The organism is Synechococcus sp. MIT S9451, assembly GCF_047304725.1.
Taxonomy (GTDB): domain Bacteria; phylum Cyanobacteriota; class Cyanobacteriia; order PCC-6307; family Cyanobiaceae; genus Synechococcus_C.
The window spans coordinates 14,971-39,134 of the sequence record NZ_CP138971.1 but is presented as its reverse complement, the minus strand read 5'-3'; the positions used below and the strand labels follow the sequence as shown (position 1 = coordinate 39,134).

Sequence of the window (24,164 nt, the reverse complement as noted above, 5' to 3'; positions counted from 1 at the left end):
CTGAACTGTGAACCTGGCCCTGCTGCTCCAGCTCCGGTTCTGTCAGAGTTGTCGGAAGCGAATTTGCGCCCCTTGACCCACGACTGGGCAGCTCTGGACAGAGATCTCAGCCGGCTCCTCCCGTCTGATGCTCTGGTGCGCAAACGTCAGGAATTGCTGGCGTACGACTGTGATGGTTTAACGATTGACCGTCATCAGCCCCCTCTGGCGGTGTTGCCACGCACGACGGATCAGGTGGCGGCCACGCTGCGTTGCTGCCGCGAGCACGGCGTGCCCTTCGTCGCTCGAGGCAGTGGCACAGGCTTGTCCGGAGGGGCAGTGACCGAGCAGGAGGCGCTGTTGGTGGTCACCAGCCGAATGCGGCAGATTCTTGCTCTTGACCTGCCGAATCAGACGATCACGGTTCAGCCGGGGGTGATCAATAGCTGGGTCACCCGAGCGGTGGCGGGGGAAGGGTTCTATTACGCCCCGGATCCCTCAAGCCAGGTGGTGTGCAGCATCGGCGGCAACGTGGCCGAGAACTCTGGTGGCGTGCATTGCTTGAAATACGGCGTTACCAGTAACCATGTGCTGGGCATGGAAGTGGTCCTTCCTGATGGCAGCGTCACCCATCTCGGGGCCGATCTGGTGGAGTGTCCTGAGCTGGATCTGCGTGGTGCGTTCATCGGTAGTGAAGGCACGCTCGGGATCGCCACGGCTATTACCTTGCGCCTCTTGCGGGCTCCGGAGCGCGTCAGTGTGCTGCTGGCTGATTTTCCGACGATGGAAGCGGCTGGAGAGGCGGTACGGCTGGTCACCGCTGCTGGAGTGCTGCCTGCCGGGATGGAGATCATGGACAACTTCATGATCAATGCGGTGAACGACCTGTTCGGGCACGACGAATACCCGCGTGATGCCGCTGCGGTGTTGTTGGTCGAACTTGATGGCCAAGCGGCTGAAGTGGCTGTCTCCGCAGACCGTGCTGCTCAGCTCTGCTGTGATGCCGGAGCCCGAGGCGTGCGCCGGGCCGATGAGGCTGCCGATCGGGCTCTGCTGTGGAAGGGGCGCAAGTCCGCCTTCGCCGCCGTAGGCCAGATCTCATCCACCTATTACGTCCAGGACGGAGTGGTTCCTCGCAGCAGCCTGCCTCAGGTGCTGTCCGCGATCGAGGACCTCAGCCGGGACCATGGTCTTCCTGTTGCCAATGTCTTCCATGCCGGCGACGGCAATCTGCATCCATTGATCCTCTACAGCCGTGATGAGCCCGGCGTGGATGCCCGTGTCAAAGAGCTCGGTGCGGCGATCTTGCGTGAGTGCCTGGCTGTGGGGGGCAGCATCACCGGTGAGCACGGTGTGGGCGCCGATAAGCGCTGTTATCTCGACTGGATGTTCTCGCCTGATGATCTGGCCACCATGCGCCGACTGCGGCTGGCGTTTGACCCCGAGGGACTGGCAAACCCCGGCAAGATCTTCCCCACCCCCACCAGCTGTGCAGAGGCCTCCCGCAAGGTTGTGACACTCCCGGCCGATTCCTCAGTGGTCGCCTTCTGAACCAACCCCAGCCAGGGGCTTGGTTCAGAACAGTTCATCCCCAGTCGTCCTCGTCGTCCTCCTCTGCCGGAGGCCAACACAGATCCACCACCACTGGCGCATGGTCGCTGGGCTGCTCGCGTCCTCGTTCCTGCTTGTCGATCACGCAGCCTCGTGCAGTGCTGAGCAAGTCGTCGGAAAGATAAATGTGGTCGATACGCCAGCCGCTGTCACGGTTCCAGGCGCCGCTTCGGTAATCCCACCAACTCCAGTGACCCGCATCAGGTTCAAACACGCGGAACACGTCGTTCATGCTGTCGCCGAGGGCTTGCTGCAAGGCCTCCCGTTCGGCGTCGGTGGCCATGATTCCTCCGCTGAGGCGCTCAGGGTCATGGATGTCACGGGGTTCCATCGCAATGTTGAAGTCCCCCACCACACAGAGAGGTTCATCTCGCGTTCGTGCTGCTTCGAGATAGCGCTTGAGACACGCCAGCCAACGCAGTTTGTAGGGATATTTTTCTGACGTCAGACCAGATCCGTTCGGCACGTAAAGGTTCACCACGCGCACACCGTCGATCAGGGCGCTGATCACCCGTTTCTGCTCCCCGAGTTGCAGGGCTTCGTCATCCTCAGCCAGTTCACCGATGAAGCCTTTGCGCACATCGTCGAGTGGCTCGCGACTGAGCATGGCCACGCCGTTGTAGGCCTTCTGACCATGGAAGCTGAGCTGATAGCCGCTCGATTCGAAGGCGGCAACAGGAAAGAGGGGGTCATCCACTTTGGTTTCCTGTAAGCAGAGAAGATCCGGCTGGGTGCGCTCCAGCCAGGCCAGCACATGCTCCAGACGGGTCCGTACAGAGTTGACGTTCCAGCTGGCAATCAGCATGGGGTTCCTTCCATCGTTGGTGACCCTTAGCATTGATCTCCACCGGAGTCAGACGATGCTGCCGATCCAACAACGCCTTGCTGTGATCGCCATGGCTGTGGCGTTGAGTGGAGTAGGTGCTGCCCAGGCTCAGGCTCCGCTTTCTGGCTACCAGACGCCGGCCGAGCAGGAGATTTACAACACGGAACCAGGAAAACCCAAGGGGTCGGTGCTGGATGCCACCAACCCAATGGATCTGCTCAATCGGCTGCGTCAGGCCACGTCAATGGACGATGCCACCGATCCCTCCGACGCCATTGACGCTGCCCTCAAGGGGTGGGAGTCGCAGACCCCAGGTTCGGTTCAGTAGCCGTCGTTCCCTCACCGACGGATCTGGCGCGGTTCGTCACCAGCCCCCAGCGGGCTGCCAAGGCATCCAGAGCCTGCGTGTCGGTTTTGGTTGCCATCTGCCGTTGCCGTGCTGTTTCGAGCAGCGCGAGGGCTCTCTTCCGTTCCCCCTTCTCCTGCCTGAGTACGGCCTCGGCCAGCAGAGGCCTGGCATCTTGCGGCGCTTCCTTGCTGAGTTGTTGATAGGTGCTTAGGGCAGCGCTCGGTGAACCGCTTTGTCGTTGAAGATCAGCCAGCAGAAGGCCGATCGGCATCCGTTCCGGTTTTGGACTGGCGCTCAGGGCTGACCGCACTGACTTCACTGCCTCAAGGTGACGGCCCTGCTGCAGCCGAAGCAAGGCCAGCGTCTGCAGCACCTCCAGCTCATTGGGTTGCAGCCGCATGAGGATCAGCAACTGCGTTTCGGCTGCCTTGGGATTGCCGTTGCGCAGTTGCAGCTGGCTCAGGAGCAGGCGCCAGCGCCAGGCCTTGGGCTGGGCTGCCAGCTGTTCCTCCACTAACACGATGGTTTCAGGGAGTCGTCCGAGGGCCAGCAGGCGTTCGATCAGACGCCGCTCGTCGGCTGAACTTAGGGGCTCCTGCTCACGTCTGCTGAGCAGGGCACTCACCTGACGATCCACTTCGATCCGGCTGGGTGATGGCGTGGACTGACCATTCATCAGCTCACTGAGCAGCCACCCCACTCCCAGGGCGACCAGCAGTCCACCCCCCAGCCACCAGCGCTTCTGTCCTGCCACCGATTTCGTCCTTTCCCCGCCAGGTCCGATCAGTCTGGAGGGCATCTCCAATGCTGGCTAGAGTTTGTTGCGGGCCACTGCATGCCCTTTCTGACTGATGCGCGACCATCCGATTTCCCCGGTCACTGAACCGTTGCAATACCGGGCCATCGGCGTTGTCCGCGGCACCTACCGCCCTGAATCTGACGAGCAGCTGACCCGTGGGGTGCTGGTCGATGACCAGGGGCAGGAACTGGAGGCCGTGGTCCTCGGCCGGATGCTCACACTGATGCGTCGACACCTGGCGATGGAGCAGCCTCACCTTTGGGTGGTGTACCCCCGCTCTCGCGATGGCGGCCATCTGCATCTTCAGATTGCTGGGATCTGGGAGCCGAGCACTCTTGAGCGCACTGATCAGTCGCCCCTTGCCGAGGCAGAGCCAGTGCACGACACCCTGCCGGAGGGAGATGATTTTTTCTCCATCCGCGGTGAGCTGATCTTTACGCGCCCGGAAAGTGGTGACCTTGTGGTCAAGGTGCGCCAGCAGCCCCGTGCGGATGGAAGTCGCCCGCTCCCTTTCAAGCTTCAGCTCAAGGGTGAGATCCCGCTTGATCAGCTGCGACATTTCGTCAGCCTCGATGTGCGACGTCAGGGGCAGGATTTGCAGGTTGAAAACTGCGAGGCGATTGCGCCGATGCCCACTCGCGGCGGCAAGGGTCGGGGAGGGAAGGGGCGAGGTCGCCGGGCCGAGGCCTGATGGAGCCTTCCTCGCCCTCTGAACGTCCTCAATCGCAAGGTTCTGTGTCGAGTGGCACTGCTGGAGTGGTTGTGGGCGGAGCCACGCTGGTGGGTGTTGTTGGCCCTTTGGTGGGCATCTCCCCGGCCTGGATCGCCGTGGGCGTGATCGGTCTGCTGGTTGGTCTCACTGTGGATGCTTCTCAGTGGCAAGGTCTGGGGGGTCACTTGCTGGCAGAGGCCTTGCCCGGCGGCCGGGCCCGATTACGTCGGATTGCTTGCCATGAGGCCGGTCATCTACTGCTGGCTCAGGAGAACGCGTTGCCTGTCAAGCGGGTGCTTGTAGGCACCAGGGCCTGCCTTCAGGCTGGAGTGCGTAGCAACGGTGCGACCGAATTTGTGATTCCCGACAGTGTGCGCATGCCACTGGAAGAACTCAGGCGCTGGAGTCGGGTGCTGCAGGCGGGCATCGTGGCTGAAACCTTGCTGTATGGCTCAGCCCGTGGTGGTGCTGATGATTCTGCTCTGCTCGGTCGTCTTTGGGGGATGTCTGGTCATGACGTCGACACCGCCCAACGGGAACAGCGGCGCGCACGCCGGGAGGTGGATCAGTGGTTGCGACAACAGAAGCCCCGGCTGGAACAGCTGGCTGAGCAGCTCCTGTCATCGCCCCAGTCCGGAACGGTTGAAGCCGGATGAGCACCCTTGTGGTCGACTGCCCCACGGGTCTCGCGGGCGACATGCTGCTCGCTGCCTGTCTGGATTTGGGGGTGCCTCCGGAGGTCATCCATCAACCATTGGCAGCCCTCGGCCTCGGCGATGCCTATCGGTTGGTGGTGGAGGAGAGCCTGAATGGAGGCCTGCGAGGACTCCAGCTCGAGGTGGAGTCCTCGCAGGCAGCAGAGCATCGTTACTGGCGGGACCTGCGCCTGCAGATCACTGAGGCCGCTTTGGATCCCTTGGTTAAGACTCGCGTGCTGGCGGTGTTCTCTGCCCTGGCAGAAGCCGAGGCGGCCGTGCATGGCAGCTCCCCGGAGCAGGTTCATTTCCATGAAGTGGGAGCGATCGACAGCCTGGTGGATGTGGTGGGGGTGTGTGCCGCCATCACATTCATGGCGCCGAAGCGACTGCTGTGTCTTCCCCCGCCTGCGGGTCGGGGAACCGTTCAGACCGCCCATGGATGCCTGCCCGTCCCGGTACCGGCTGTCTTGGAACTGGCCCGAAAGCACCGGGTCCCGCTCCGATCAGGCCCTGCTCTCCCCAGTGGTGAACTCATCACGCCAACGGGGTTGGCCCTGATGGCGGTCTTGGCAGAGGCGTTCGAGGAGCCCGGCGACCTCGTGGTGGAGGCGATTGGGGTTGGGCTAGGACACCGTCAACTTGATCGTCCCAATCTTCTGCGTCTGTTGCGAGTGGATGAGATGCCAGTACAGGCAGGGGAGCTGGCTGAGCCAAAGGCCCCACCGGAACAGCAGAATCTGGCTTGGCAAGAGCTCGTGGTTCAGGAAGCCTGGATCGATGATGCCTCCGCTGAAGACCTTGCTCACCTTGCGGAAAGCCTGCGCCAGGCGGGTGCGCTTGAGGTGGTCATCACGCCTGCGTTGATGCACAAAGCCCGCCAGGGGGTGGCGATGACGGCGCTGCTCCTTCCAGACAGGGCCGCGGCGTTGAGGGCTGTTTGGTTTGGGCAGGGCCCCAGTCTGGGCTTGCGTGAACGGCGCCAGGGCCGTTGGCTGCTCTGGCGAAGGATGGGGCTCTGCCCATCTCCCTGGGGTGATGTGCGTGTGAAGCAGGTGCGCAGGCCAGGTGGACACACCACGCTCAAAGTGGAACACGACGAATTGCGTCGTGTCAGCCTGCAGGCAGAGGCCTCGATCGAACAGGTGCGGATGACAGTGTTGGCGCAGGCCGATCGCTTCAGGCCTCTTGAGGATTGGTCGCTGTGAAGCTGCAGCTGCCGGGCGGACTTCGGCTCTGGGTCACGCTTGCCAGTTTTGGCTTCGTGGGCTGGGCCCTGTCCGGCCACATCGCTGGTCTGAGCGACCTGTCGATCAGTGCCCGGGGATGGTGGTGGCTGCTGCTGGGTTTGGCCTGCAGCTGGATGAGTCTGGTGGTGAATGCCCTGGCCTGGCGGGTGCTGGTGGATTGGCTGGGCCATGGACGTGAATCCCTGGCGCTCGTGCCTTTGCATCTGCGCACCAATCTGCTCAAGTACCTGCCCGGAGGCGTCTGGCATTTCGTCGATCGCCTGCGCACCCTGCAGCCCAGCCTCGGTGCCAACCGAGCTTTGGTGTCGGTGTTGCTGGAGCCGCTGGTGATGGCTGTAGCGGCCCTGCTCTGGGTGCCATTTGGTGGTTGGCAAACAGGGTTGGCACTGTTGTGTGTTCTGCCGTCCGTTGTTCTTCTTCCCCGTTTCCGGGAGCCGCTGCTGAAGAGGCTGGAGCGGGCCAAATGGAAGCAGATCAATCGGGCCGATGCAGACACATTGGCCCCTCTTGATCCCAACACTCTCGGCAGTGGTCGGGGCGGTTACCCCTGGTGGCCCCTAGCGATGGAGATGGGTTTTGTGCTCTGCCGGTTCGCCGGATTCTGGTGTTGCGTTCAAACGTTCGGTCTCGGCGAGGGGCACCCTCTGGGGATCTGGCTGGCAGGTTTCTCCCTGGCCTGGACGGTTGGCTTGGTTGTTCCTGCGGCCCCAGGAGGCCTTGGGGTGTTTGAGGCGATCCTGCTGCTGCGACTGAGTGGTTTTGTCGCTGAAGCCCCGCTGCTCGCCGTCGCCCTCAGTTACAGATTGGTGGTGACCTTGGCCGACGTGTTGGCGGCGGGAGCGGTGTTCCTGGATCAGCGGGCTTCGTGGCCCTTCATCGGTGCTGCGAGGGCCGAGGATGCGTCCGCGAAGCGTTGAACATCCCTCTGATGCTCGAGCCTGGTATGCGCAATGCGTAGGGCTGTGTTGTCGTTGGGCTTGATCGCCACTGCCTGGGAGCCGCTTGCGGGGCTGGCTTCAGGGTGGGACCGATGACCGCCGTGGATCTGCCGTCCTGGACTGATGCTCTCCCTTGCCCGCTATCGGCAGGTTGGGAGCTGGTGCGGCAGCAGGCCTTGCCTCGCCGGGCGGATGATGGCAAGCCGCTGGGTGGGTTTTCAGCGGCGGCGTATGCGGCTGATGAAGACAAGCTCTGGTTGCTGAGTGATGCGCCCCAGGGGCATCTGGTGCCTGTTCGGGGCTTGGCCCGTTGGATTCAAACCGGCCGGCCTCTGGAGATGGGGCTGAGTCTCATGCTGCGCAGGTCACAAGGCAAACCGTTGCCGGTGCGTCTCGATGGAGAGGGGCTGGTGTTGCGAGGCGACCAGGCCTGGATCGTCAGCGAAGGTCACCGGCAACACGGTCGGCCGGCTCAGCTTCTGCGGGTGTCTCTGCGGGACGGACGCCTTGAGCAGCAATGGGATCTGCCTCGGACCTGGCAGTTCTCCGATGGCTTTGGGCTGGCGACCAATCAGGGACCGGAATCTCTCACCTCTCGTGCGGATGGTTCCCTGCTCGTTGCAGCGGAAGCACCCTTGCTTCAGGACAAGTCTGCCGTTGGTTTCGATCAGGTTCGGCTTGCTGCGTTCAGCCTGGATGGAGGCTGGCGCGAGCTCGGGTCTCTCCCGATTGGACCTGCCGTTCGTTCATCGTCCATGGTGCAAGGTCTGACCGAATTGCTGGCCTTGCAGGATCACCCCGGTGTTCTGGCTCTGGTGCGTCGTTATCAGCCTCCTGCCCAGTGGGGGGCGCGGTTAGTGCTTCATTCCGGCGCTCCGGTGCTCCAGCCGCTCGTGGGATGGGATCTTCTCGATGCTGGTCTGCCGGCGGATAATTGGGAGGGATTGGCCTGGGGGCCGCGGCTTCCGGACGGACGGCGCACTCTTGTAGCCGTGAGCGACGACAACTTCAACCCGCTTCAGCGAAGCTGGGTCACCGTGTTGGCTCCTCGTCATGCATCGCCGTTCGGCGCTCAGTCTGCTCGGTCTTGGCAGTGCGGGCCTGGTGCTCTCTCAGTCGACTGAGGACGGAGTGGCTTCTGCCTTGTCGACCTCGACAGGGCCCTCCTGGCCGTTCACGCCCGTGGCCACACCCTTGCCGCTGGACAGTGATGGTCTCTCCACTGCTGAACAGAGGGAGGTGTATCGCCGCGTGAGCATCGACGACCGGCTTGTCGTGCCTGAGGAGTTCCGAGCCGATCTCATCGCGGCTTGGGGAGACCCGCTTGCCAATGGTCGGTTTGGCTTCAACAACGACTATCTCGGCTTTGTGGCTCTGGGGACGGACCGCGCCCTACTGAGCGTCAATTTCGAATACATCAGCCCTCGGCCCTGGGCGGATGGCTTTGCGGACGTGATCGCTGCACCGCTGCCCTGGCAAGCCTTGGTGGATGCGTTGGCGTCCCGCGGCGGTGTGATTGATGCGAGTGCCCTGGAGTCTGATGATCCGCTTTTGGATCTGATCCGGGCTGTGAGTGATCAGGCCATGGCTGATCTGGGAATCGGGGTGATTCACCTGCGCCGGTCGGCTCAGGGGGTGTGGACTCGGCATCTGGATCCTCGTGAGCGCCGTATTGATGGTCTGGCTGGTTGGTACAAGCCGGAGTGTTGTCTTCAGACCACAGGTCCTGCTCAGGCGGTGTTCTCGGCCTCTAGCCGGATTGGTTACGACGATGGACTTGGTACCGCTGTGATCGGCACCTTCGCGAACTGCGCCGGAGGCATGACCCCCTGGGGCACGGTGCTCAGTGCCGAGGAAAACTTTCAGGTTCAAGTGCCAGAGGCGGTGTATGCCGATGGCAGTGCCCAGGCACTGCAGGCTTGCCCCTTTGAGTGTCGGGAGGGGCGTCTCAAGGGGCTGGGCAATGTCTATGGTCTCGCCGGCAACAAGTACGGCTGGATGGTGGAGATTGATCCGCTGGATCCGCACTCAACCGTGCTGAAACATTCCGCTCTTGGGCGCTTTCGCCACGAAGCTGTGGCGGTGCGGGCTGTGGCCGGTGAATACCTGCAGGTGTATTCGGGCTGTGATCGCCGTGGGGGGCATCTCTATCGCTATGTCAGTGCGGAACGGCTTAGTTCGCCTCAGGATCCGTCCAATTCGCGCTTGCTGGAGAAGGGTGAGCTGCAGGTGGCCCGCTTCAGTCCCGATGGCAGTGGGGAGTGGCTGCCTTTGCGTCCCGAGACGTCTGTGCGGCCTTTTCTCCCGAGCGCGTATGCGGCGGCGGGGATCGACTGTCCGCTTGCCTTGCCCCATTCCGATCGAAGCCAAGCGGGTGCAGAGCTCTTTCGTGACGATGAGGCCGTGGCCGCTTATGCCCGCCTTCACCCTGATTTGGCCAGCCTCTACCTGGGCAAAGGCGACGCTTTGCAGGGGGCCATCTTGGTGGATGCCCATCTCGCCGCGAGTGCGATCGGGGCTACGCCGACGGCGCGCCCCGAAGACACCGAACTCGATCCGATCAGCGGTGACCTGCTGGTGGCCTTCACCTCAGGGACTGCCGATGGTCAGGGCGGAGCAGACCCGGCGATTTTTCGAGGCCCTGATGGCCAAGCCACCTGGTCACATGGCTGGGTGATGCGTATTAGTGAGGTGGATGGTTGCCGCTTTCGGTGGCGCATGGCTGCCACCGGGGGGGAACCCTGGTGCGGAGGGCTGGGATTCTCCAATCCCGACAACCTTGCCATCGATCGCGGCGGGAACCTTTGGGTTGTGACCGATCACGTCGGCCAAGACGCAGACGTCTTCGGCAATAACACTTGCTGGTTCATTCCCCGTGCTGCGAAAGGCAGCGCGGAGGTGGCAGCCTGTTTCGCGATTGCTCCGATGGAATCGGAACTCTGCGGCCTCAGCCTTGATGCTCAGGAGCGCAGTCTGTTCCTGGCGGTTCAGCATCCAGGTGAGCGCAATGGCCGTCGCCTTCAAGGGGCTGAGGTTGTGCAGGCCCATCAGGTTCAGGACAGCGATGGCCAGCCGATCAAGCAGTTACGCACGGTGCCATTGGGGTCAAACTGGCCAGCCCAAGCACCAGCTCGCCCACCGCGACCGGGGGTAGTGGCGGTGCAGCGCCGAGACGGTCAATCTTTGACCGGGTTCTGATCCTTGGGGCTGTGGTCGAGACCTGGCACCAGAGCCAGAGATGCCATCAGGCCGAGGGCCAGAATCATGAGCGTTGGCCATAGCGCTGCCGCCAGACGCTCATCGCTGGCGTACTGATACACCCGCACTGACAGCGTGTCGAAGTCGAAGGGGCGTAAGGACAAGGTGAGCGGTAGTTCTTTCACGGTGTCGACGAACACCAGTAAGCCACCCACAGCAAGCGGGCCGCGCAGTAGTGGTAAATGAATGCGTTGCAGCACATCAGGCCATCGACAGCCGAGGCCGGTGGCCGCCTCGTCGAGGCTGGGGGAGAGTCGTTCCAAGGCGGCGTCGAGGCCTCCTTTGGCGACGGCCAGAAAGCGATCGCTGTACCCCCAGAGCAGGAGCAGGAGTGGGGCCAGTTGCCATGGCCCGCCCAGCAGCAGCAGGCCTAAGGCCAGCACCACGCCTGGGATCGCATAGCCCATGCCAGCGAGGAAGGTGAGGCTTTGGAGCCAGCGGGCTTGGCTCCAGCGTTTGGCGATGGAAAGCAGCAGGGCTGCCACGAGTGCAATCCCGGCGGCGGCAAGGGCTAGGCCGAAGCTTCGCCCCGTGAGCAGCAGCAGTTCGGGTGAGAGCCCTTGTCCGAGTTGGTCAACGTTCATGCCCGCCCAGAGCAGAGGAGTGCCCAGGCTCAGCAGGGGTGGAATGGAGCCAAGCAGCTGCGCTGTGATCGCCCGGCCTCCATGCAGGGGCCAAGCCGGGGATTCGCCTCCGGCGACTCCTTCTGACCAGCGACGACTGCGCCGACGCATCTGACGCTCTCCTCCCAGCAGCACCATCACGATGCAGAGGGTGATCAGGGCCAGACCAACAGCACCGGCAGGGTTGCCCTCCGTTTCCCAGGCCTGGAGGATTCCCGAGGAGAGGCTGGGGATGCCGAGCAGGCGCACAGCGCCAAGTTCATTCACCACCTCCATGCCCATGAGGGCAATGCCGGCACCGATTGCTGGCATTGCCATTGGCAGCGCGATCCGCCAGAAGCTGTTCCAGGGGCCGACGCCAAGGCAGCGACAGGCCTCCAGTTGGCGGCGGCCGCAGATGGTGAAACTTTCCGTGCTTAGGAGAAAGACGTAGGGATAGGTGGAGAGTGCCATCACCACCACCCCCCAGCCGAGGCCATAGATGCGCACACCATGGGGGCTGCCAAGGTCTACCAAGGTGGCGGCGAGGAGGTAGGAGGGGGTGGCCAGCGGAATCAGCTGAGCGATGCGCAGGAGTCGGCGTCCTGGGAAGCGGCAATTGGCGAGGAGCCAGCCATTGGCAGTGCCGACCAGGGAGCCCAGCAAGGTGGTGCCGATCAGCAGGCTGATCGTGCCTCTGATCTGCTCAACACCATCGGCGCCCAAGCTGGCTGACCCATCCCTCATCCCTTGGAGCCCTGCTCCAATTAGCCCGACCAGGGGGAGCAGCGCCAGCACTGCCAGCAGCATGGCCAGAAGGCTGAGCAGCCTGCGGTTTGGTCCCCAGAGGATGCGGTTCGAGGGGCTTGGTGACCCAGCTGGCTGACTCATCGCCAGCGATTAGCGGTCATCAGCTCCACGGCTTTGCCATTCAGTGCCGAAGCCAGGAGTCTCGAGAGGGATGCGGTTCGTAGCCAGAAGGCCCTGTTCAAACTGAACCGCATTAGCGCGTATCGGGACGATGATAATGATACGCAATAGCGCTTTGTGTTGGTCGCTGCAGGCATCAAAAAACCCGCCTCTTGGGCGGGGATGAGTCGCATGGTGATCACTGCACCTTCAGCGCCGGTTGGTTCGAATCGGAATGGGAACGAGGGAGGGTTCCATGAGGCCGCCACCGCTGTTGTCGTCGTCGGAGTCGGCAAGCATCAGCACAGCAACGCAGATTGCTGTGAGCGCGAGCGCTGCGGTAAGGAGTTCAACCATGCCGTCTCCCAAAGTCATGTCACCTTAAACACGTTGACCAGATCCTGCTTGTCGTAATTGCAGCCCTGTCATCCAGAGGCGTGTGTTAGCTGAATCCTTTGCCAGCATCCTTGGCCACACAGGCCTGAAGTTGCTTGCGCAAACAGTTGTGGTCGAGATCGCGGCCGATGATCACCAGCTGGTTCTTGCGCGCTCCAGGCCAGTCGCTGTCATCAATGGAGAAGCGTTTGCCCGCAAGGTGAAACACATGTCGCCGCTCGCTTTCGTTGAACCAGAGGATCCCCTTGGCACGGAACACAGAGGAGGGGAGCTGATTGTCGAGGAAATACTGAAATTTGCGTAAGGAGAAAGGTCCATCGCTTCTGAAGGAGAGGGATGTGTACCCTTCGATCGCCAAGTGGTCGGCATGGTTATGGCCGTGGCCGTGGTCGTGGCCGTGGTCGTGGTCGTGGTCGTGGTGCCCGTGCTCGCCATGGTTGTGGGGCTCATGGTCGTGCTCATGCCCGCCATGGTGATGGTGCTCATGCCCGTGCTCATGCTCATGCTCGGCGGGGCTGACGACCCGATCGCTTTCAAACAGACCCACGCTTAGGAGCAGAGGAAGCGGTACGTCGCCTTTGACGGAGCGCAGGATGCGAGCATCCTTCTTGACATCGCAAAGCTTCTGCTCGATGCCCTGGAGGCGCTCCTCGTCAACGAGGTCTGTCTTGTTCAGCAGAAGAATGTCGCCATACACAACTTGGGATCGTCCAACTTCACTCGCCAGAAGCTGGTTGTCGAAATTCTCCGCATCAACGAGAGTGATGATCGAATCGAGCCGGGTCTTGTCTCGTAGCTCGCTACCAAGGAAGGTCATGGCAACCGGCAAGGGGTCCGCCAGACCAGTGGTTTCGACGACTAAATAATCGACTGGCTGAGGTCGGTCCAGGACCCTGTCCACTGCCTCGAGCAGCTCGTCGTTGATCGAACAGCAGATGCAGCCGTTGCTGAGTTCCACCATGTCGTCGCCGGCGCTGACCACCAGGTCGTTGTCGATGCCGATTTCTCCGAATTCATTCACGAGAACGGCTGTCTTCATGCCGTTTTGATTGGTGAGGATGTGATTGAGCAGAGTGGTTTTGCCTGCCCCCAGGAAGCCCGTAAGAATGGTGACCGGCACACCGCTGGTCTGGATCTCTGTACTGGGAGATGAAGCGGTCATTGGCTGTCGCAGGTGAAAAGGGCGCTCATCGGCCGCCAGATTTGCTCATGCTGGCAGGGATCAGCTCAGCGCGTCGATCGCCCGCGCCAGGTCGAGGTCGAGATTGGAAAGTCCGCCCAGATCATGGGTGCTCAGTTGGATCGTGACACGGGAATAAACGTTGCTCCAGTTGGGATGGTGGTTCATGGCTTCTGCCAGCAGGGCGACCTGGCTCATGAATCCCCAGGCGCTCACGAAATTGGAAAACGTCCAGTGGCGTTCAAGCCTCCCATCCACCAGTTGCCATTGAGGCAGGGTCTGGGGAAGTGCCTGGATCTCCGCTTGATTGAGCAGGGTTGTTGCCATGGTTCTGACTGGTCTGCGCTCAGTCTGGGTTGAACAAGCTGCCTAACGTGTGGATGTCAATGTCTTGATGGTGTGAAGCTCCAACACTGGAGACTGGTGGGAGGCGTCATGGGTGCCACCGCCGTTGGTGGTGCCCTCATCCATTCAGTTTGTGCGCCTGGAGCTTGGGGCCAGCGCGTGGTCCCCAAGCTCCGGGAGATCTGTCCAATGGGATATGTGGATACTGCTAAGGGGACCTGCAGCACTCTTGGGCTGATGACCCACACCGTGCAACCGTCGAAGGGTGAGGCTTGCCCTTCGGGATGGGCCAATGCAGGTGGAGGCTATTGCCGCAAGAGCGATGGAAGCTAGTTCAAGCCGTCCTGATTGCTTGATTCCCTCTTCGATTGGCCTTTTCAGATAATGCTTCTATTGGTTTAATTGCTTTCGCAGGTAGTGGCTCTACCTCTCTAATCAGTGGAAAGGGCTTGGGTCCCTGTCCTAGTCTTCAGACAGTTGGTTTGAGCGAATGACTGTTGCTCCTGTCAAGAGGCCTGGCGTCGTTCTCTGGGCAAAGGTGTATATGGGTGCGTTGTCTTTGATGTATTTAATTTTGATTCTTTTGTCGCCCTTGATGTTTCTGTCGGGCGAAGAAGAGGCTTTCGTTACTGGTTTGGTCTTTCTTGTTTTAGGGATACCTTGTCTTGTGATCTCATTTGTTCCACTCTTTCTGCCTCCGAAGCCATGGGTTTGGGTGTGGATTCTTGTTTTGATTGCCATCGGTATGACCAGCATGTGTTGCCTGCCGGTCACGATCCCGCTTCTGATCTTCTGGATCAAGCCTGATGTCAGGCGCTATTACGGCAACGTTGTTACCTAGGCAGTAAGCCTTCTGTTGTGGTTCCCTGAATGGTTTTGTGGCTCTGCCTGTTATGAGCTGGTCTCGAAAGGTTGCGGCTGAATGGATAGGGGTGAGGTTGCTTGTGTTGAGGCGATCGTCGTTGGGAAGTGTTGTCCAGTCGGTATACAGCCTTATGTTCGTAGCCTTCTTGTAGGCCTTTTGGTTTCAATCTTCCTGCTGGGTTGAGACCAGTTGTGCTCGTTTGTGTTGGGCGCATCGTGGGTATTCCGTATCTGCTTGACGGGAGAGCCTTTGTCAAGCAGCTTCTTTGTGCCTAAAGCTTGTTGCTTTTTGCCCGGGTGTATTGGTTTTCAAAAAGGTGAGTGTTGGTGTGAGTGTCAAAGGTGAGGCGTCATGCATTGCTGTTTCAAGCTTTTGCTGAGTCAGCTGATGTTGTAGGCCACGGTGTTAGATCCCGAAGAGCCTGGCCTGTTCGACGGCTGCCCTGAATACGATTGCGTGCCGTTCTACGAGCGGGGTGATCGCGTCGTAGCCGCCGCCGATCACGGTGGCGATCGGAATGCTTCTGCGTAAACAGGCGTCAATCACCAGGCGGTCGCGATTCAGCAATCCCTGGTTGGTGAGGCGAAGTCGTCCAAGCTTGTCGTCGCGATGTGGGTCTACACCTGCGTTGTAGAAAACGAGATCTGGCTTCAGGTGATCCAGTAGATCTGGTAATTGATCACCGATGGCCGCCATGTAGGCCTCATCATCGGCTTGATCCTCAAGGGGGATGTCTAAGTCGCTGCTCACCTTGCGCAGAGGAAAGTTGCTGGCGGCATGCACCGACAGGGTGAACACCCTTGGCTCCTGGGCGAAGATGGCGGCGGTGCCATCCCCTTGGTGGACGTCCAGATCGATCACCAGCACCTGCTGCACAAAGGCTTGCTGAAGCAGCACTGAGGCGGCGACGGCACAGTCATTGAAGATGCAGAACCCGCTGCCGAAGCTGGGATGCGCATGGTGGGTGCCACCGGCAAGATGGCAGGCCAAGCCTGTCTCGAGTGCCAGACGAGCTGTGAGCAGGGTGCCTCCTACTGCCAGCCAGGTGCGCTGCACCAGGGGACGGGTGCATGGCAGGCCAATGCGGCGTTGCTCTTCGCGGGTGAGGCTGCCCCGGCAAAAGGATTGGTGGTACTGCCGATTGTGCGCGAGCTCGAGATCACGCCTGCAGATGCTCAGTGGCCGGTGGATCTGTTGTTCCTGAATGAGGGAGCTGTGCAGCAGATGGTGATAAAGCAGCTTGAATTTGGCCATCGGGAAGCGATGGCTGCTCGGCAGAGGGGCTGAATACAGAGGGTGGTAGACAAGCGGCAGCACAGCCGGTTCAAATCAAACCACCGGCGCAGTCTGATGGATTTGAACCGCGGTTCAGGCTGCTTTGGAGATCAGCCTGTGGGTGCTCAGTTGGTGATGAGCGAGATTGCTGGCATAGAGGCGTCCGGCAGCATGGGCCTCTCTTAACGACTGGAAGTTGCCAACGAAGTCATAGTCGGCGCCGTTCAAGGTGGCGGCTACTGCAAACAGCCGTCGGGACACCTTTGTGACGGTCCAGCTCAGGTGGCAGGCCGGCGCTTTGATTGGGTCGCTCACGAGACAACCTCCGGTCATGTTTTCAGAGTCTGACAATTCCGGGATCAGGCGGGATCATCCTTAGTCGTTCTTCATCACCCTGGTGGGTGAGCGCAGCTCACTCAGGCTGGCTGCAGCGCATCGTCAGCTTCACTGCTTTGATGAGCCTTGGCTCTGCTCAAGCAATCTGGCAACTTGCCATGATTTTGGCCTGTGTTCGTTGTGTGGGCCTCGAAGCCTCCACGCCTGGGTCTGATCGCTTGTGAAGAAGTCCTGACAAGCAGCGGATGGCAGGGTGGCTGGTCGTGAGGTGCAGTTCAGCCCTGAGGGCAGTGTCTGACTCAGTCACATCTGAATGGATATTCGATCTGTTTCAGTCACGCTTCTGAGCCCAGGAACAGCAGGCTTGGTGGGTTGCATTTCTCTCGCCATGAAACGCGCGCTTGCCATCACCGGCCTGGCGTTGTTCACCGTCTGCACCTTCAGTGTGCTTCCGGTGCTTGCCGATCGCCACGGCGATTCAGTGTTCCTCGACGATTTCGATGACGCTGATGATGAGAGGGATCGTTCCTCCACCACGGTGCGTGATCCAGACACCAACAGCTGTGTCGAGGGCAGCGTGATCGGTGGCTTGCTTGGGGCGGGCCTTGGTGCAGCACTTTCGCGAGGCAATGGTCGCTGGATCGGTGTGCCTTTGGGCGGTGCTGCCGGTGCTTTGGTGGGTTGTCAGGTGGATGGAGGCTGAGCGAATCCCAACGTTTCGCTCAGTGGGCCTGCCTTGTCTGCTCAGCGGTTGAGCACAGCACGTTCCTGGCGGTCAGTGAGATAACAGCGGCCTGCAGTCGCCCCGGAGGCCAGCATCAGTTTGGGGTTGGGTGGCATGGGGATGGCCTGAAACGGCACGGCTGGATCCAGGCTCACCTCCTCTGTTCCCACCACCAGCGCTTTGTTTCCGCTGCTGCGTTCCACCGCACAGGCGAACCATCCTCTGGCTTGGCTTTGTGGCGAGGTGGCGAGCATGCCCACGGTGAGGGCAACGGTGATAGCGAGGCTCGTGCGAGGGCGTTGATATGCCATGGCGCTGGAGGGTTCTCGGGTCTGTTGCCAGCCACCCTCAGGCCGTTGTCGGCTTGATGACTTGAGCAAGATCACTTGGGAATGTGATCTTGCTCATGGGCTTGGTGCTCTCCTTGGTATGGCCAGTTCCGACGGTTCTTTCACTGCTTGAGGCTGATCTGTCTGGTGGAGGGCTATCTGCAGTCGTTGATGTCCCAGCGATCGCCCCAGGCCTGTTTCACATGGACTGTCGCTCCGTCCAGTTGTGCCTTCGCTGTAAATGGGCTCACGATGATTGCTGCAGCCAGCAGCGTGATCGCGGCAGGCATCGCCAGACGGATCCAGTCTTCTTTCAGCATGGTGGTCTTGTGCGTTGACGTCTTCGACGATGGCCTGATCTGCCTTTGATGTGTTCTCTTGGCTCCAATCTGTTTCTTTGCCGCCTCTTTCCTTTCAGCCCTGGTTTGACATCTCAGGCAATCTCGGCTGAGTGGTTGTGTTCGTGACTGCAGAGGCGTAAGGCGCATCTGTCGCTTGGTTTGCCAGGCTGGTCTGATCACAGGACGGGAGATCGGAGTGAGCGGTAAAACCGCATGGGATCGTCTCGGTCGTCACCTCCATGAGACCCGGCTTCTCGGCAGCATTCAAAGCACGCTCTATTGGGATCAGAACACCCGGATGCCTGCTGGAGGCGCCCCCTGGAGAGGCGAGCAACTGACGCTGCTGGCCCGTCAGTTGCATCAGCGCCAGAGTTCGGCTGATTATGCCGCGCTTGTCGCTGAAGCTCGTGCTGATTGGCAGCATGCCCGCCGCCTTGAGCAGCTCTCAGAGCGTGAGGAACAGGAGCGGGGCAGGAATCTGGAGCTGCTGGAGCAGGATCTGCGCCGTCAGCAGCGGCAGGATCCAGAGTTGGTGGCAGCCCTCGCTACCGCAAAGGCTGAAGGGTACGACTGCTGGCAGCAAGCACGTGCCAGCAATGATTTTCCTTTGTTCGCACCGGCGCTTCGCAGTCTGATTGGTTTGCGTCAGGAGCAGTCTCGTCAGTTGGATGAGCCGCGAGGCTGCTGGGAGACCCTGGCTCAGCCGTTCGAACCTGATCTGCGCCTCGATCGCCTGCTTGAGCTCTTCGCTCCCTTGCGCCAGCGCTTGCCAGAACTGCTCGATGAGGTGCAGGCAGCACCATCGACTCGTGGTGTCGATTGGGATCTCAGTGCAGACCAGCAGCACCGTTTGTGTGATCAGCTCTTGAAGGAATGGGGCCGTGATCCAGCGATCACCTGTGTGGCCACTTCACCTCACCCGTTCTCGATCACGCTCGGTCCGCGTGACTTCCGTCTCACCACAAGGGTGGTCACCGGTCAACCCCTCTCCTGTTTCTTGGCGACCGCTCATGAGTGGGGGCATTCCCTTTATGAGCAGGGATTGCCCACTGCCAGTCATCAATGGTTCGCCTGGCCGTTGGGGCAGGCCACATCCATGGCGGTGCATGAAAGTCAGTCCCTGTTTTGGGAGAACAGAGTGGCGCGCAGTGAAGCGTTTGCGCAGCGTTGGTGGCAGCGTTTTGCTGCCGAGGGGTCGCCTCTTGATTCCGCCACGATGTTGTGGCGGGCAATGAATCCGATTGTTCCGGGTCCGAATCGAGTGGAGTCGGATGAGCTCAGTTATGGGCTTCACATCATGATCCGTACAGACCTTGAGTTGGCGTTGCTGGAGCAGGGGTTGCCTGTGGAGGACCTCCCGCGGGAATGGAACCGTCGCTATGGCGAGCTGCTTGGCGTCACCCCTGCCGACGATGCCCAGGGTTGCCTTCAGGACGTTCACTGGAGTGAGGGCCTTTTCGGCTATTTCCCTTCCTATCTTTTGGGGCACTTGGTCAGTGCTCAGCTCAGTGAGGCGATGACGGCAGACATCGGTCCTCCTGAGCAGCACGTGGCCAGCGGTGATGTCAGACCTCTGCTCGCCTGGTTGAGAGACAAGGTGCATTGCGTGGGGCGGGCTCTGAATGCAGAGGATCTCGTGGCGGAGGTGAGTGGTCATCCCTTGTCCAGCCAGCCCTTCCTCTCCTATCTCGAAGCGAAGCTGATCCAATTGCGCCCGCTGGCTGATTGAGGCCGGCGTCTCAAGCTGTGCTTGCGGTGGCTCGACAGGCTGCTTGAAGCCCATGCGAAGGTGGATCACATCGCAGCCCGACTAGCTTCCGATCGCCTGGATCAAGTTGATGGAACCAATTCAACAAGGTTTGGAACAGTCGTTTGAAAGTGAGCGGTTGTCGCGATGGATTCGTGAATGTCAGGACATCGACGAGTTGCGCGAGGCGGCGCTTGCCTTGCTGAAACAGCTTGATCAACAGAAATCGGCTCGTGCATGGTTGGCTGCTCGAGCCTCAGAGTCTGAGAATGCGAAACTCAACATCCTGGCTGAGTTGATCAAGAAGTCTGGGGAGGAATCGACCGGCGCTGATCAAGATCAGGAGCGACCGGAGCCCTAGGTAGGGCCTTAGTGGGGCTGTTGACAGATCCAATCCACCTTCTCACGGGTGCCTGGACGGCCTGAGTAGTCCTCCCAACTGCCATCGCTCTGTTGGCGTTCCAGTCGCCCTTCACTACAGATGGCGCGCATGGTGAGAGGGCGCACACTCCATGGCGATGCACTGGATCGTTTCAGTAGCAGGAGCCCATCGAATTCCACCAGGCCATCCTCTGCTCTGAGATTGCTTAGGTATTCAGCGGCTTGTGTGCTCTCGCGGTCGAGGGAGCCGAAGAAGATCCACGGTGCGACGGCGATCGTGCCTGCGCTCTGAAGGCTTTGGCGAACGCTCAGCCATTGCGTTGGTTCCTGCGGCGGCTGCCAATTGGCACTGAGTGCTGGTATGGCAATGGCTGTCATGGCAAGCGTCGTGAAGACATGGTGAGCCAGTCGGCGTGGCCTGGAAGCAATGCCGTCGTCTTGCATGGTGCCTGAGCCTTCCCTCAAGTTGGTGCAGCGGGGCGTTGCAACCTGATGCCGCTTGCTTTCACCCTAGCCACACTGCAAGCAGCGTTTTGCTTGCTGATGGAGGACGGAGACCGTGATGCTCGACCGGATGCTTCCGAGCCAACGGTGGAATTCTCTCTGAATGCAGGTGGTTTACGCCTGCTCTTGGATGCGGTGACGTTCCGCCTCGACCGTTGGCCAGGAGGTGATCCGATGGAGCAGGCTGATTTGCAGCGCATGCAAGTGCTGCTCAATGCCGCGATTCTGGAGGTCACCTTCGGGGAGACGGGAATGCGTTGAGCGGCAGCAGCTGCAGGCAGACTGTGGCTACCAGCATTGATGGCCGATGGGTAAGGACGAGGCGCTCGCGCAGGTCAGTGAGATTGCAATTGCGATGGAGCAAGCCGCCCAAGCCTTGACGCCTGATTTGATCCGGGCTGCAAGAGCGTCGACTGAAGGTGCTGAGCGATTGCAGCGGATGGAAGATGCGATCAATACGATCGGCAAGGCGTTGATCCTCACCGACTTCAAACTTGATCAGTCGAAAGATCTCGATAAGTTGAAGGGCTTTCGTTCGCAGCACTCCTGATTGGTCGGAGTGCTGGACTGTCGCAAGACCTGCAGGCTTGGGTTTGGCAAGTCTGGGATTCCCCCAACCTGCCAGACCTGAGGGTCAGGGGCGCTGGCAGAGCCAGAGGTGGGCGAACAACCCCTGATAAAGCACGACAGGTGTGTCCAGTCCCTCCTGGGTTAGAACCGTGCGCACGCGTTTGTCATCCACGGAGAACACCAAGCGGTTGCGCGTGGCCAGTAAGGCGGCGACGGTGTCTTTTGACATGCCGCGATCCACGAGCCGTTGGCTCGCCACCGCCAGCATTTGCTGGTAATCGGTTGGCGCTTCCGGCTCGCTGTAGCCGCTTAGTAGCAGTGTGCCTCCGCAAGTGGTGACATCGGCCAGCTCACGCAGCATGGCTGTTTGCTCTGCAGCGGCCATCAGATGAAGCACGTTGTGGCAGAGCACCAGATCGAAGTGGGCACCATCAAGCTCCCCGGAGCGAGCTTCCGTCAGGCTCGCCTGCAGGAAGCGACAGCGCTCGACTCCAGGCAGTGAGGCGATTTTGTGTTTGCATGCCTCCAGCATTTGGCCACTAGGCTCCACCACCACCACCTCAGCTTCAGCAAAGGCACTGAGCAGTGGTAAAAGCTCGTCGCCGGGTCCAGGGCCTACCACCAGAACCCGTCTGACGGGAGTCGCCACGCAATGGACAGCGGCTGTAGCGATCTCGTGCAGTACGTCGTAGCCAGGCACTGAGTCACGGATACTGGTGCAGTAGGTCCGTCCGTAGTCGCCGTCGAAGTCGAGGTTGGGCATTGTTCGACGCCGTGGCTTTGATCACTCTTTCTGGCGAGAGACAGCCTCTGCTGTCAAGGTGGCAGCGTATGGAGAAGGCGCCGCGCTGAATCGCCGCCTGCTGCCTGCCGCCTGCTGCCTGTGATGATCCCGCTAACGGGCGGGTTCCAGCAGATTCAGGGTCTGGGTTGGAGCGATGTGGAGATCTTTGATGCTGCAGGCCTACGCACTTACACCACGTCGCTTCATGGTCGACTCCGCTTGGTCGACAATCAGCGCGTTCAGTTGTTCCCGAGGGGGATCGCTGAACTCGAGAGAGAATCGGTCGTGGTGCGGCGCCACGCCAAAGACACCCAGCTCGATCACCATCTCCTGATTACCTATCCCTTCGCTGGCTTCTTTTATGTCAGTCGTGCCAACCCTGCTCTGGCTACGGCCATCGAGGTGGGGTTCAAGCAAGCGATTGCTGATGGTTCTTATCAGCAGCTGTTGGAGGAGGTGCTCTTCACTCCATGGCTTCGGAATCGTCTCAACCTGAGTGAGCGCAGGGTGATTCATCTGCGTAATCCCGATGCCGCCCAGGCTCTAGCGGGGGTGGATCCTGCCCACTGGATCGTGCCATGGCGATCTCTTGAAGCGAGCAGGCTCACGCAAGGAAGCCAGTTGTGCGTGTATCAGCGTCTGCGCAAATTATGCTAATCAGCAGTCTTTGAAGCGTGTTTCAACGGCTGCGTATTCGTGAAGAATCTCCACGGAGATGAGAAATCTCATCGAGATCTGTTGAGATTGGTTTGTGTGAAATGAGCAAGATGTCAGATCAGTTTCCTGGCAAAGAGTCTCTTGGTTACGGAGAGGCAGGTGTTGGTTGGAGAAGTGAGGACTCAGCTCTTGTTGATCACAATCTTGCAATGATTCTTCGTTCGTCGAGTTATCGCCTCGCTCATGCTGATGAGTCGCTGCTTGAGAGTGAGGACATGCGGGGGGTTCGCATGCTGCTGGAGATTACGAAAACCCAACAGGTTCTTGATGCTGAAGCTGTTGACTCAACGATCATCATCTTTGGTGGCGTGAATGTTGTTGAGCGCTCTGTTGCTCAGAAGAACCTTGCGCAGTCAGAAGCTGCCGCTGCCGATGATCCGCTCAATCGCAGCCTGCAGGATCAGCTCAGGCGTAGTCGCACCCAACTCGGCTTCTCGCGCTATTACGAAGCGGCACGGGAGTTCACCCGGCTAGTCGCTCAAGATCAGCAGAAGGGACTGCATTCCCATGTGGTGGTGACCGGTGGTGGCCCCGGCATCATGGAGGCGGCGAATCGCGGTGCTTTCGATGCCGGTGGTCGTTCGATCGGTCTGAGTATCAAGCTTCCCGGGGAGCCTGAGCCGAATCCATATATCACCCCGGAACTATGTTTCCAGTTCAATTACTTTGCCCTGCGCAAGTTTCACTTCGTGATGCGCTCAGCGGCGGCAGTGTTGTTTCCAGGTGGATTCGGAACACTGGATGAACTGTTTGAGGTGCTCACGCTGCGTCAGACGGCGATCAAAAGTCCGATGCCTGTGATCCTCTTTGGCAAAGAGTTCTGGAGTCGACTGATCGACTTTGACTACCTGGCTGAATGCGGGCTGATTCGTGATGAGCATCGGAATCTTTTCCAGTTCGCCGAGACGGCACAGGAGGCTTGGAATTTGATTCAGGCGTTCGATGCAGACGCTTGTGATGCGTCCGCTCCAACCTCCTCTTCCATGGCAGCCTGATCGTTGAGGCAAAGGGGGGGCTCAATGCAATGGCGACTCCCTTGGCCCATGGGCCGCAAGCGTTATCCGGTCCTCGATCCCGGTTGCTTCGATGACCCGGTGGCCATCCAGACTGGCTGGACACCACTCGCCCCCGGTGGCTATCGCCAGACGTTGCACCGTCTCCGGCCGATTGCTCCTGGAGTGCTGAGTTTTCGGCCGACACTCCAACGCCACTGGCAGACGCTGGTGCAGGTGGCAGGGCTCGTGGCCATGATCCATGCCCTCGTCATCGGTCTTCAGGGGCATGACCATGCGACGCAGCAATTGTGGCCGATGCTGGTGCAGATCGCGCTGGCCTGTTCGGTTTCCTTGTATCTGACCAATCGCCCCGTTGTGATTGACGGGAACGTTGGCGAGGTGCGCCTCGGACCGCAGCAATTGGCCTGGCTCGGCCGGGTGGAACTGCTGCGGGGTTTGGTCTGCCGCGCGATTCCGTTTCAAGAGGTCTACAGCATTCAGCTACTGGATGAAGAGGTTCATACCCGTCAGCGCCACTATTGGAGCTACGAGCTGAACTTGGTGCTGCGAAATGGCCAACGCATCCATCTGATCGACCACGGCAACCAGCAGGAGATCCGTTGGGATGCCGGCGACCTCGCGCGCATGATCAACGTGCCAATTTGGGATTTCATTGGCTATCGCCTCCCTGACCAGGAGATGGATATCGTCGAGATCAAGAGCAGGATCCTTGATCAGATGCGCTGA

The 24,164-nt window shown here is 60.2% G+C and carries 29 protein-coding genes; 17 read left to right on the top strand and 12 right to left on the bottom strand.

Features of this window, described 5'->3' with window-relative positions:
• Window positions 1–72: 72 nt before the first annotated feature.
• Window positions 73–1,530 (top strand): FAD-linked oxidase C-terminal domain-containing protein, encoded by a 1,458-nt coding sequence (locus SIB72_RS00250; RefSeq protein ID WP_413744237.1) that lies wholly within the window; start codon window positions 73–75, stop codon window positions 1,528–1,530.
• Between the two features lie 34 nt (window positions 1,531–1,564).
• Here the strand turns inward: SIB72_RS00250 and xth are convergent, their stop codons facing one another.
• Window positions 1,565–2,395, bottom strand: a complete 831-nt coding sequence (xth, locus tag SIB72_RS00245) for an exodeoxyribonuclease III (protein ID WP_413744236.1) — start codon at window positions 2,393–2,395, stop codon at window positions 1,565–1,567.
• Window positions 2,396–2,414: 19 nt separating this feature from the next.
• On the opposite strand from xth, the gene SIB72_RS00240 reads away from it, so the two are divergent.
• The gene (locus SIB72_RS00240; RefSeq protein WP_413744235.1) at window positions 2,415–2,744 is read left to right on the top strand and encodes a hypothetical protein; all 330 of its coding nucleotides are present in this window, start codon (window positions 2,415–2,417) and stop codon (window positions 2,742–2,744) included.
• On the opposite strand, the gene SIB72_RS00235 is transcribed toward SIB72_RS00240, so the two are convergent.
• Complete coding sequence (locus SIB72_RS00235; protein ID WP_413744234.1) at window positions 2,704–3,564, bottom strand: tetratricopeptide repeat protein; 861 nt, start codon at window positions 3,562–3,564, stop codon at window positions 2,704–2,706. The two genes, SIB72_RS00240 and SIB72_RS00235, sit on opposite strands and share 41 nt — an antisense overlap.
• A 52-nt stretch (window positions 3,565–3,616) precedes the next feature.
• Between SIB72_RS00235 and SIB72_RS00230 the strand changes: the two genes are divergently transcribed.
• The 6 genes from SIB72_RS00230 (at window position 3,617) to SIB72_RS00205 (ending at window position 10,357) form a co-directional block, all read left to right on the top strand.
• Entirely contained in the window at window positions 3,617–4,255 is a 639-nt protein-coding gene (locus SIB72_RS00230; protein ID WP_115118915.1) for a hypothetical protein, read from the top strand.
• Window positions 4,255–4,932: a hypothetical protein gene (locus SIB72_RS00225; protein ID WP_413744233.1), complete on the top strand. Its 678-nt coding sequence runs from the start codon at window positions 4,255–4,257 to the stop codon at window positions 4,930–4,932. The genes SIB72_RS00230 and SIB72_RS00225 overlap by 1 nt, the downstream gene beginning before the upstream one ends.
• Window positions 4,929–6,179: a LarC family nickel insertion protein gene (locus tag SIB72_RS00220; protein ID WP_413744232.1), complete on the top strand. Its 1,251-nt coding sequence runs from the start codon at window positions 4,929–4,931 to the stop codon at window positions 6,177–6,179. The genes SIB72_RS00225 and SIB72_RS00220 overlap by 4 nt, the downstream gene beginning before the upstream one ends.
• Window positions 6,176–7,138, top strand: a complete 963-nt coding sequence (locus SIB72_RS00215; RefSeq protein ID WP_413745141.1) for a lysylphosphatidylglycerol synthase domain-containing protein — start codon at window positions 6,176–6,178, stop codon at window positions 7,136–7,138. The genes SIB72_RS00220 and SIB72_RS00215 overlap by 4 nt, the downstream gene beginning before the upstream one ends.
• A 113-nt stretch (window positions 7,139–7,251) precedes the next feature.
• A complete protein-coding gene (locus tag SIB72_RS00210) occupies window positions 7,252–8,283 on the top strand; it encodes an esterase-like activity of phytase family protein (protein WP_413744231.1) in 1,032 nt (343 codons plus the stop codon).
• Entirely contained in the window at window positions 8,213–10,357 is a 2,145-nt protein-coding gene (locus SIB72_RS00205; RefSeq protein ID WP_413744230.1) for a PhoX family protein, read from the top strand. The genes SIB72_RS00210 and SIB72_RS00205 overlap by 71 nt, the downstream gene beginning before the upstream one ends.
• On the opposite strand, the gene SIB72_RS00200 is transcribed toward SIB72_RS00205, so the two are convergent.
• The 4 genes from SIB72_RS00200 to SIB72_RS00185 form a co-directional block, all read right to left on the bottom strand.
• Complete coding sequence (locus SIB72_RS00200) at window positions 10,336–11,910, bottom strand: ABC transporter permease (RefSeq protein WP_413744229.1); 1,575 nt, start codon at window positions 11,908–11,910, stop codon at window positions 10,336–10,338. The genes SIB72_RS00205 and SIB72_RS00200 overlap by 22 nt on opposite strands.
• Before the next feature lie 228 nt (window positions 11,911–12,138).
• Entirely contained in the window at window positions 12,139–12,303 is a 165-nt protein-coding gene (locus tag SIB72_RS00195) for a hypothetical protein (RefSeq protein ID WP_170953782.1), read from the bottom strand.
• Between the two features lie 67 nt (window positions 12,304–12,370).
• Window positions 12,371–13,486 (bottom strand): CobW family GTP-binding protein, encoded by a 1,116-nt coding sequence (locus SIB72_RS00190; RefSeq protein ID WP_413744228.1) that lies wholly within the window; start codon window positions 13,484–13,486, stop codon window positions 12,371–12,373.
• Window positions 13,487–13,546: 60 nt separating this feature from the next.
• Entirely contained in the window at window positions 13,547–13,831 is a 285-nt protein-coding gene (locus SIB72_RS00185; protein ID WP_115118899.1) for a 4a-hydroxytetrahydrobiopterin dehydratase, read from the bottom strand.
• Between the two features lie 508 nt (window positions 13,832–14,339).
• Here SIB72_RS00185 and SIB72_RS00180 point away from each other — a divergent pair.
• A complete protein-coding gene (locus SIB72_RS00180) occupies window positions 14,340–14,690 on the top strand; it encodes a hypothetical protein (RefSeq protein ID WP_115118825.1) in 351 nt (116 codons plus the stop codon).
• A 429-nt stretch (window positions 14,691–15,119) separates the two neighbouring features.
• Here SIB72_RS00180 and SIB72_RS00175 read toward each other — a convergent pair whose 3' ends face one another.
• Window positions 15,120–15,968 (bottom strand): histone deacetylase, encoded by an 849-nt coding sequence (locus SIB72_RS00175; RefSeq protein WP_413744227.1) that lies wholly within the window; start codon window positions 15,966–15,968, stop codon window positions 15,120–15,122.
• Window positions 15,969–16,082: 114 nt separating this feature from the next.
• Window positions 16,083–16,322, bottom strand: a complete 240-nt coding sequence (locus tag SIB72_RS00170; protein WP_413744226.1) for a hypothetical protein — start codon at window positions 16,320–16,322, stop codon at window positions 16,083–16,085.
• A 391-nt stretch (window positions 16,323–16,713) separates the two neighbouring features.
• Here SIB72_RS00170 and SIB72_RS00165 point away from each other — a divergent pair, with 391 nt between their 5' ends.
• Window positions 16,714–17,028, top strand: coding sequence for a glycine zipper 2TM domain-containing protein (locus SIB72_RS00165; protein ID WP_413744225.1), 315 nt, complete (start codon window positions 16,714–16,716; stop codon window positions 17,026–17,028).
• A 41-nt stretch (window positions 17,029–17,069) separates the two neighbouring features.
• Here the strand turns inward: SIB72_RS00165 and SIB72_RS00160 are convergent, their stop codons facing one another.
• Both SIB72_RS00160 and SIB72_RS00155 read right to left on the bottom strand, forming a co-directional pair.
• Complete coding sequence (locus SIB72_RS00160) at window positions 17,070–17,360, bottom strand: hypothetical protein (protein WP_413744224.1); 291 nt, start codon at window positions 17,358–17,360, stop codon at window positions 17,070–17,072.
• A 173-nt stretch (window positions 17,361–17,533) separates the two neighbouring features.
• On the bottom strand, window positions 17,534–17,698 hold the full coding sequence (locus tag SIB72_RS00155) for a hypothetical protein (protein ID WP_170953784.1): 165 nt from the start codon (window positions 17,696–17,698) through the stop codon (window positions 17,534–17,536).
• A gap of 175 nt (window positions 17,699–17,873) precedes the next feature.
• On the opposite strand from SIB72_RS00155, the gene SIB72_RS00150 reads away from it, so the two are divergent.
• Together SIB72_RS00150 and SIB72_RS00145 are read left to right on the top strand one after the other, a co-directional pair.
• Window positions 17,874–19,448: a carboxypeptidase M32 gene (locus tag SIB72_RS00150; protein ID WP_413744223.1), complete on the top strand. Its 1,575-nt coding sequence runs from the start codon at window positions 17,874–17,876 to the stop codon at window positions 19,446–19,448.
• Between the two features lie 109 nt (window positions 19,449–19,557).
• Entirely contained in the window at window positions 19,558–19,827 is a 270-nt protein-coding gene (locus tag SIB72_RS00145) for a hypothetical protein (RefSeq protein ID WP_413744222.1), read from the top strand.
• 8 nt (window positions 19,828–19,835) lie between these two features.
• Here SIB72_RS00145 and SIB72_RS00140 read toward each other — a convergent pair whose 3' ends face one another.
• Window positions 19,836–20,312 (bottom strand): hypothetical protein, encoded by a 477-nt coding sequence (locus SIB72_RS00140; RefSeq protein ID WP_413744221.1) that lies wholly within the window; start codon window positions 20,310–20,312, stop codon window positions 19,836–19,838.
• Window positions 20,313–20,339: 27 nt separating this feature from the next.
• Here SIB72_RS00140 and SIB72_RS00135 point away from each other — a divergent pair, with 27 nt between their 5' ends.
• Both SIB72_RS00135 and SIB72_RS00130 read left to right on the top strand, forming a co-directional pair.
• Window positions 20,340–20,612 (top strand): hypothetical protein, encoded by a 273-nt coding sequence (locus SIB72_RS00135; RefSeq protein ID WP_413744220.1) that lies wholly within the window; start codon window positions 20,340–20,342, stop codon window positions 20,610–20,612.
• Between the two features lie 46 nt (window positions 20,613–20,658).
• Window positions 20,659–20,901, top strand: coding sequence for a hypothetical protein (locus SIB72_RS00130; protein WP_115120362.1), 243 nt, complete (start codon window positions 20,659–20,661; stop codon window positions 20,899–20,901).
• Between the two features lie 84 nt (window positions 20,902–20,985).
• Here SIB72_RS00130 and SIB72_RS00125 read toward each other — a convergent pair whose 3' ends face one another.
• Window positions 20,986–21,684, bottom strand: a complete 699-nt coding sequence (locus tag SIB72_RS00125) for a class I SAM-dependent methyltransferase (RefSeq protein ID WP_413744219.1) — start codon at window positions 21,682–21,684, stop codon at window positions 20,986–20,988.
• Between the two features lie 123 nt (window positions 21,685–21,807).
• Between SIB72_RS00125 and SIB72_RS00120 the strand changes: the two genes are divergently transcribed.
• The 3 genes from SIB72_RS00120 to SIB72_RS00110 all read left to right on the top strand — a co-directional run bounded on the left by SIB72_RS00120 (window position 21,808) and on the right by SIB72_RS00110 (window position 24,164).
• The gene (locus tag SIB72_RS00120; protein WP_413744218.1) at window positions 21,808–22,362 is read left to right on the top strand and encodes a hypothetical protein; all 555 of its coding nucleotides are present in this window, start codon (window positions 21,808–21,810) and stop codon (window positions 22,360–22,362) included.
• A gap of 209 nt (window positions 22,363–22,571) precedes the next feature.
• Entirely contained in the window at window positions 22,572–23,417 is an 846-nt protein-coding gene (locus SIB72_RS00115) for an LOG family protein (RefSeq protein ID WP_413744217.1), read from the top strand.
• A gap of 48 nt (window positions 23,418–23,465) precedes the next feature.
• Window positions 23,466–24,164, top strand: coding sequence for a hypothetical protein (locus tag SIB72_RS00110; protein WP_115120359.1), 699 nt, complete (start codon window positions 23,466–23,468; stop codon window positions 24,162–24,164).

Bases quoted from the DNA above. Each gene is read 5' to 3' on its own strand.
- xth (WP_413744236.1), bottom strand. From the start codon at position 2,395: ATGCTGATTGCCAGCTGGAACGTCAACTCTGTACGGACCCGTCTGGAG.
- SIB72_RS00235 (WP_413744234.1), bottom strand. From the start codon at position 3,564: ATGCCCTCCAGACTGATCGGACCTGGCGGGGAAAGGACGAAATCGGTG.
- SIB72_RS00230 (WP_115118915.1), top strand. From the start codon at position 3,617: ATGCGCGACCATCCGATTTCCCCGGTCACTGAACCGTTGCAATACCGG.
- SIB72_RS00225 (WP_413744233.1), top strand. From the start codon at position 4,255: ATGGAGCCTTCCTCGCCCTCTGAACGTCCTCAATCGCAAGGTTCTGTG.
- SIB72_RS00220 (WP_413744232.1), top strand. From the start codon at position 4,929: ATGAGCACCCTTGTGGTCGACTGCCCCACGGGTCTCGCGGGCGACATG.
- SIB72_RS00210 (WP_413744231.1), top strand. From the start codon at position 7,252: ATGACCGCCGTGGATCTGCCGTCCTGGACTGATGCTCTCCCTTGCCCG.
- SIB72_RS00205 (WP_413744230.1), top strand. From the start codon at position 8,213: ATGCATCGCCGTTCGGCGCTCAGTCTGCTCGGTCTTGGCAGTGCGGGC.
- SIB72_RS00200 (WP_413744229.1), bottom strand. From the start codon at position 11,910: ATGAGTCAGCCAGCTGGGTCACCAAGCCCCTCGAACCGCATCCTCTGG.
- SIB72_RS00195 (WP_170953782.1), bottom strand. From the start codon at position 12,303: ATGACTTTGGGAGACGGCATGGTTGAACTCCTTACCGCAGCGCTCGCG.
- SIB72_RS00190 (WP_413744228.1), bottom strand. From the start codon at position 13,486: ATGACCGCTTCATCTCCCAGTACAGAGATCCAGACCAGCGGTGTGCCG.
- SIB72_RS00185 (WP_115118899.1), bottom strand. From the start codon at position 13,831: ATGGCAACAACCCTGCTCAATCAAGCGGAGATCCAGGCACTTCCCCAG.
- SIB72_RS00180 (WP_115118825.1), top strand. From the start codon at position 14,340: ATGACTGTTGCTCCTGTCAAGAGGCCTGGCGTCGTTCTCTGGGCAAAG.
- SIB72_RS00175 (WP_413744227.1), bottom strand. From the start codon at position 15,968: ATGGCCAAATTCAAGCTGCTTTATCACCATCTGCTGCACAGCTCCCTC.
- SIB72_RS00170 (WP_413744226.1), bottom strand. From the start codon at position 16,322: ATGACCGGAGGTTGTCTCGTGAGCGACCCAATCAAAGCGCCGGCCTGC.
- SIB72_RS00165 (WP_413744225.1), top strand. From the start codon at position 16,714: ATGAAACGCGCGCTTGCCATCACCGGCCTGGCGTTGTTCACCGTCTGC.
- SIB72_RS00160 (WP_413744224.1), bottom strand. From the start codon at position 17,360: ATGGCATATCAACGCCCTCGCACGAGCCTCGCTATCACCGTTGCCCTC.
- SIB72_RS00155 (WP_170953784.1), bottom strand. From the start codon at position 17,698: ATGCTGAAAGAAGACTGGATCCGTCTGGCGATGCCTGCCGCGATCACG.
- SIB72_RS00145 (WP_413744222.1), top strand. From the start codon at position 19,558: ATGGAACCAATTCAACAAGGTTTGGAACAGTCGTTTGAAAGTGAGCGG.
- SIB72_RS00135 (WP_413744220.1), top strand. From the start codon at position 20,340: ATGCCGCTTGCTTTCACCCTAGCCACACTGCAAGCAGCGTTTTGCTTG.
- SIB72_RS00130 (WP_115120362.1), top strand. From the start codon at position 20,659: ATGGGTAAGGACGAGGCGCTCGCGCAGGTCAGTGAGATTGCAATTGCG.
- SIB72_RS00125 (WP_413744219.1), bottom strand. From the start codon at position 21,684: ATGCCCAACCTCGACTTCGACGGCGACTACGGACGGACCTACTGCACC.
- SIB72_RS00120 (WP_413744218.1), top strand. From the start codon at position 21,808: ATGATCCCGCTAACGGGCGGGTTCCAGCAGATTCAGGGTCTGGGTTGG.
- SIB72_RS00115 (WP_413744217.1), top strand. From the start codon at position 22,572: ATGATTCTTCGTTCGTCGAGTTATCGCCTCGCTCATGCTGATGAGTCG.
- SIB72_RS00110 (WP_115120359.1), top strand. From the start codon at position 23,466: ATGGGCCGCAAGCGTTATCCGGTCCTCGATCCCGGTTGCTTCGATGAC.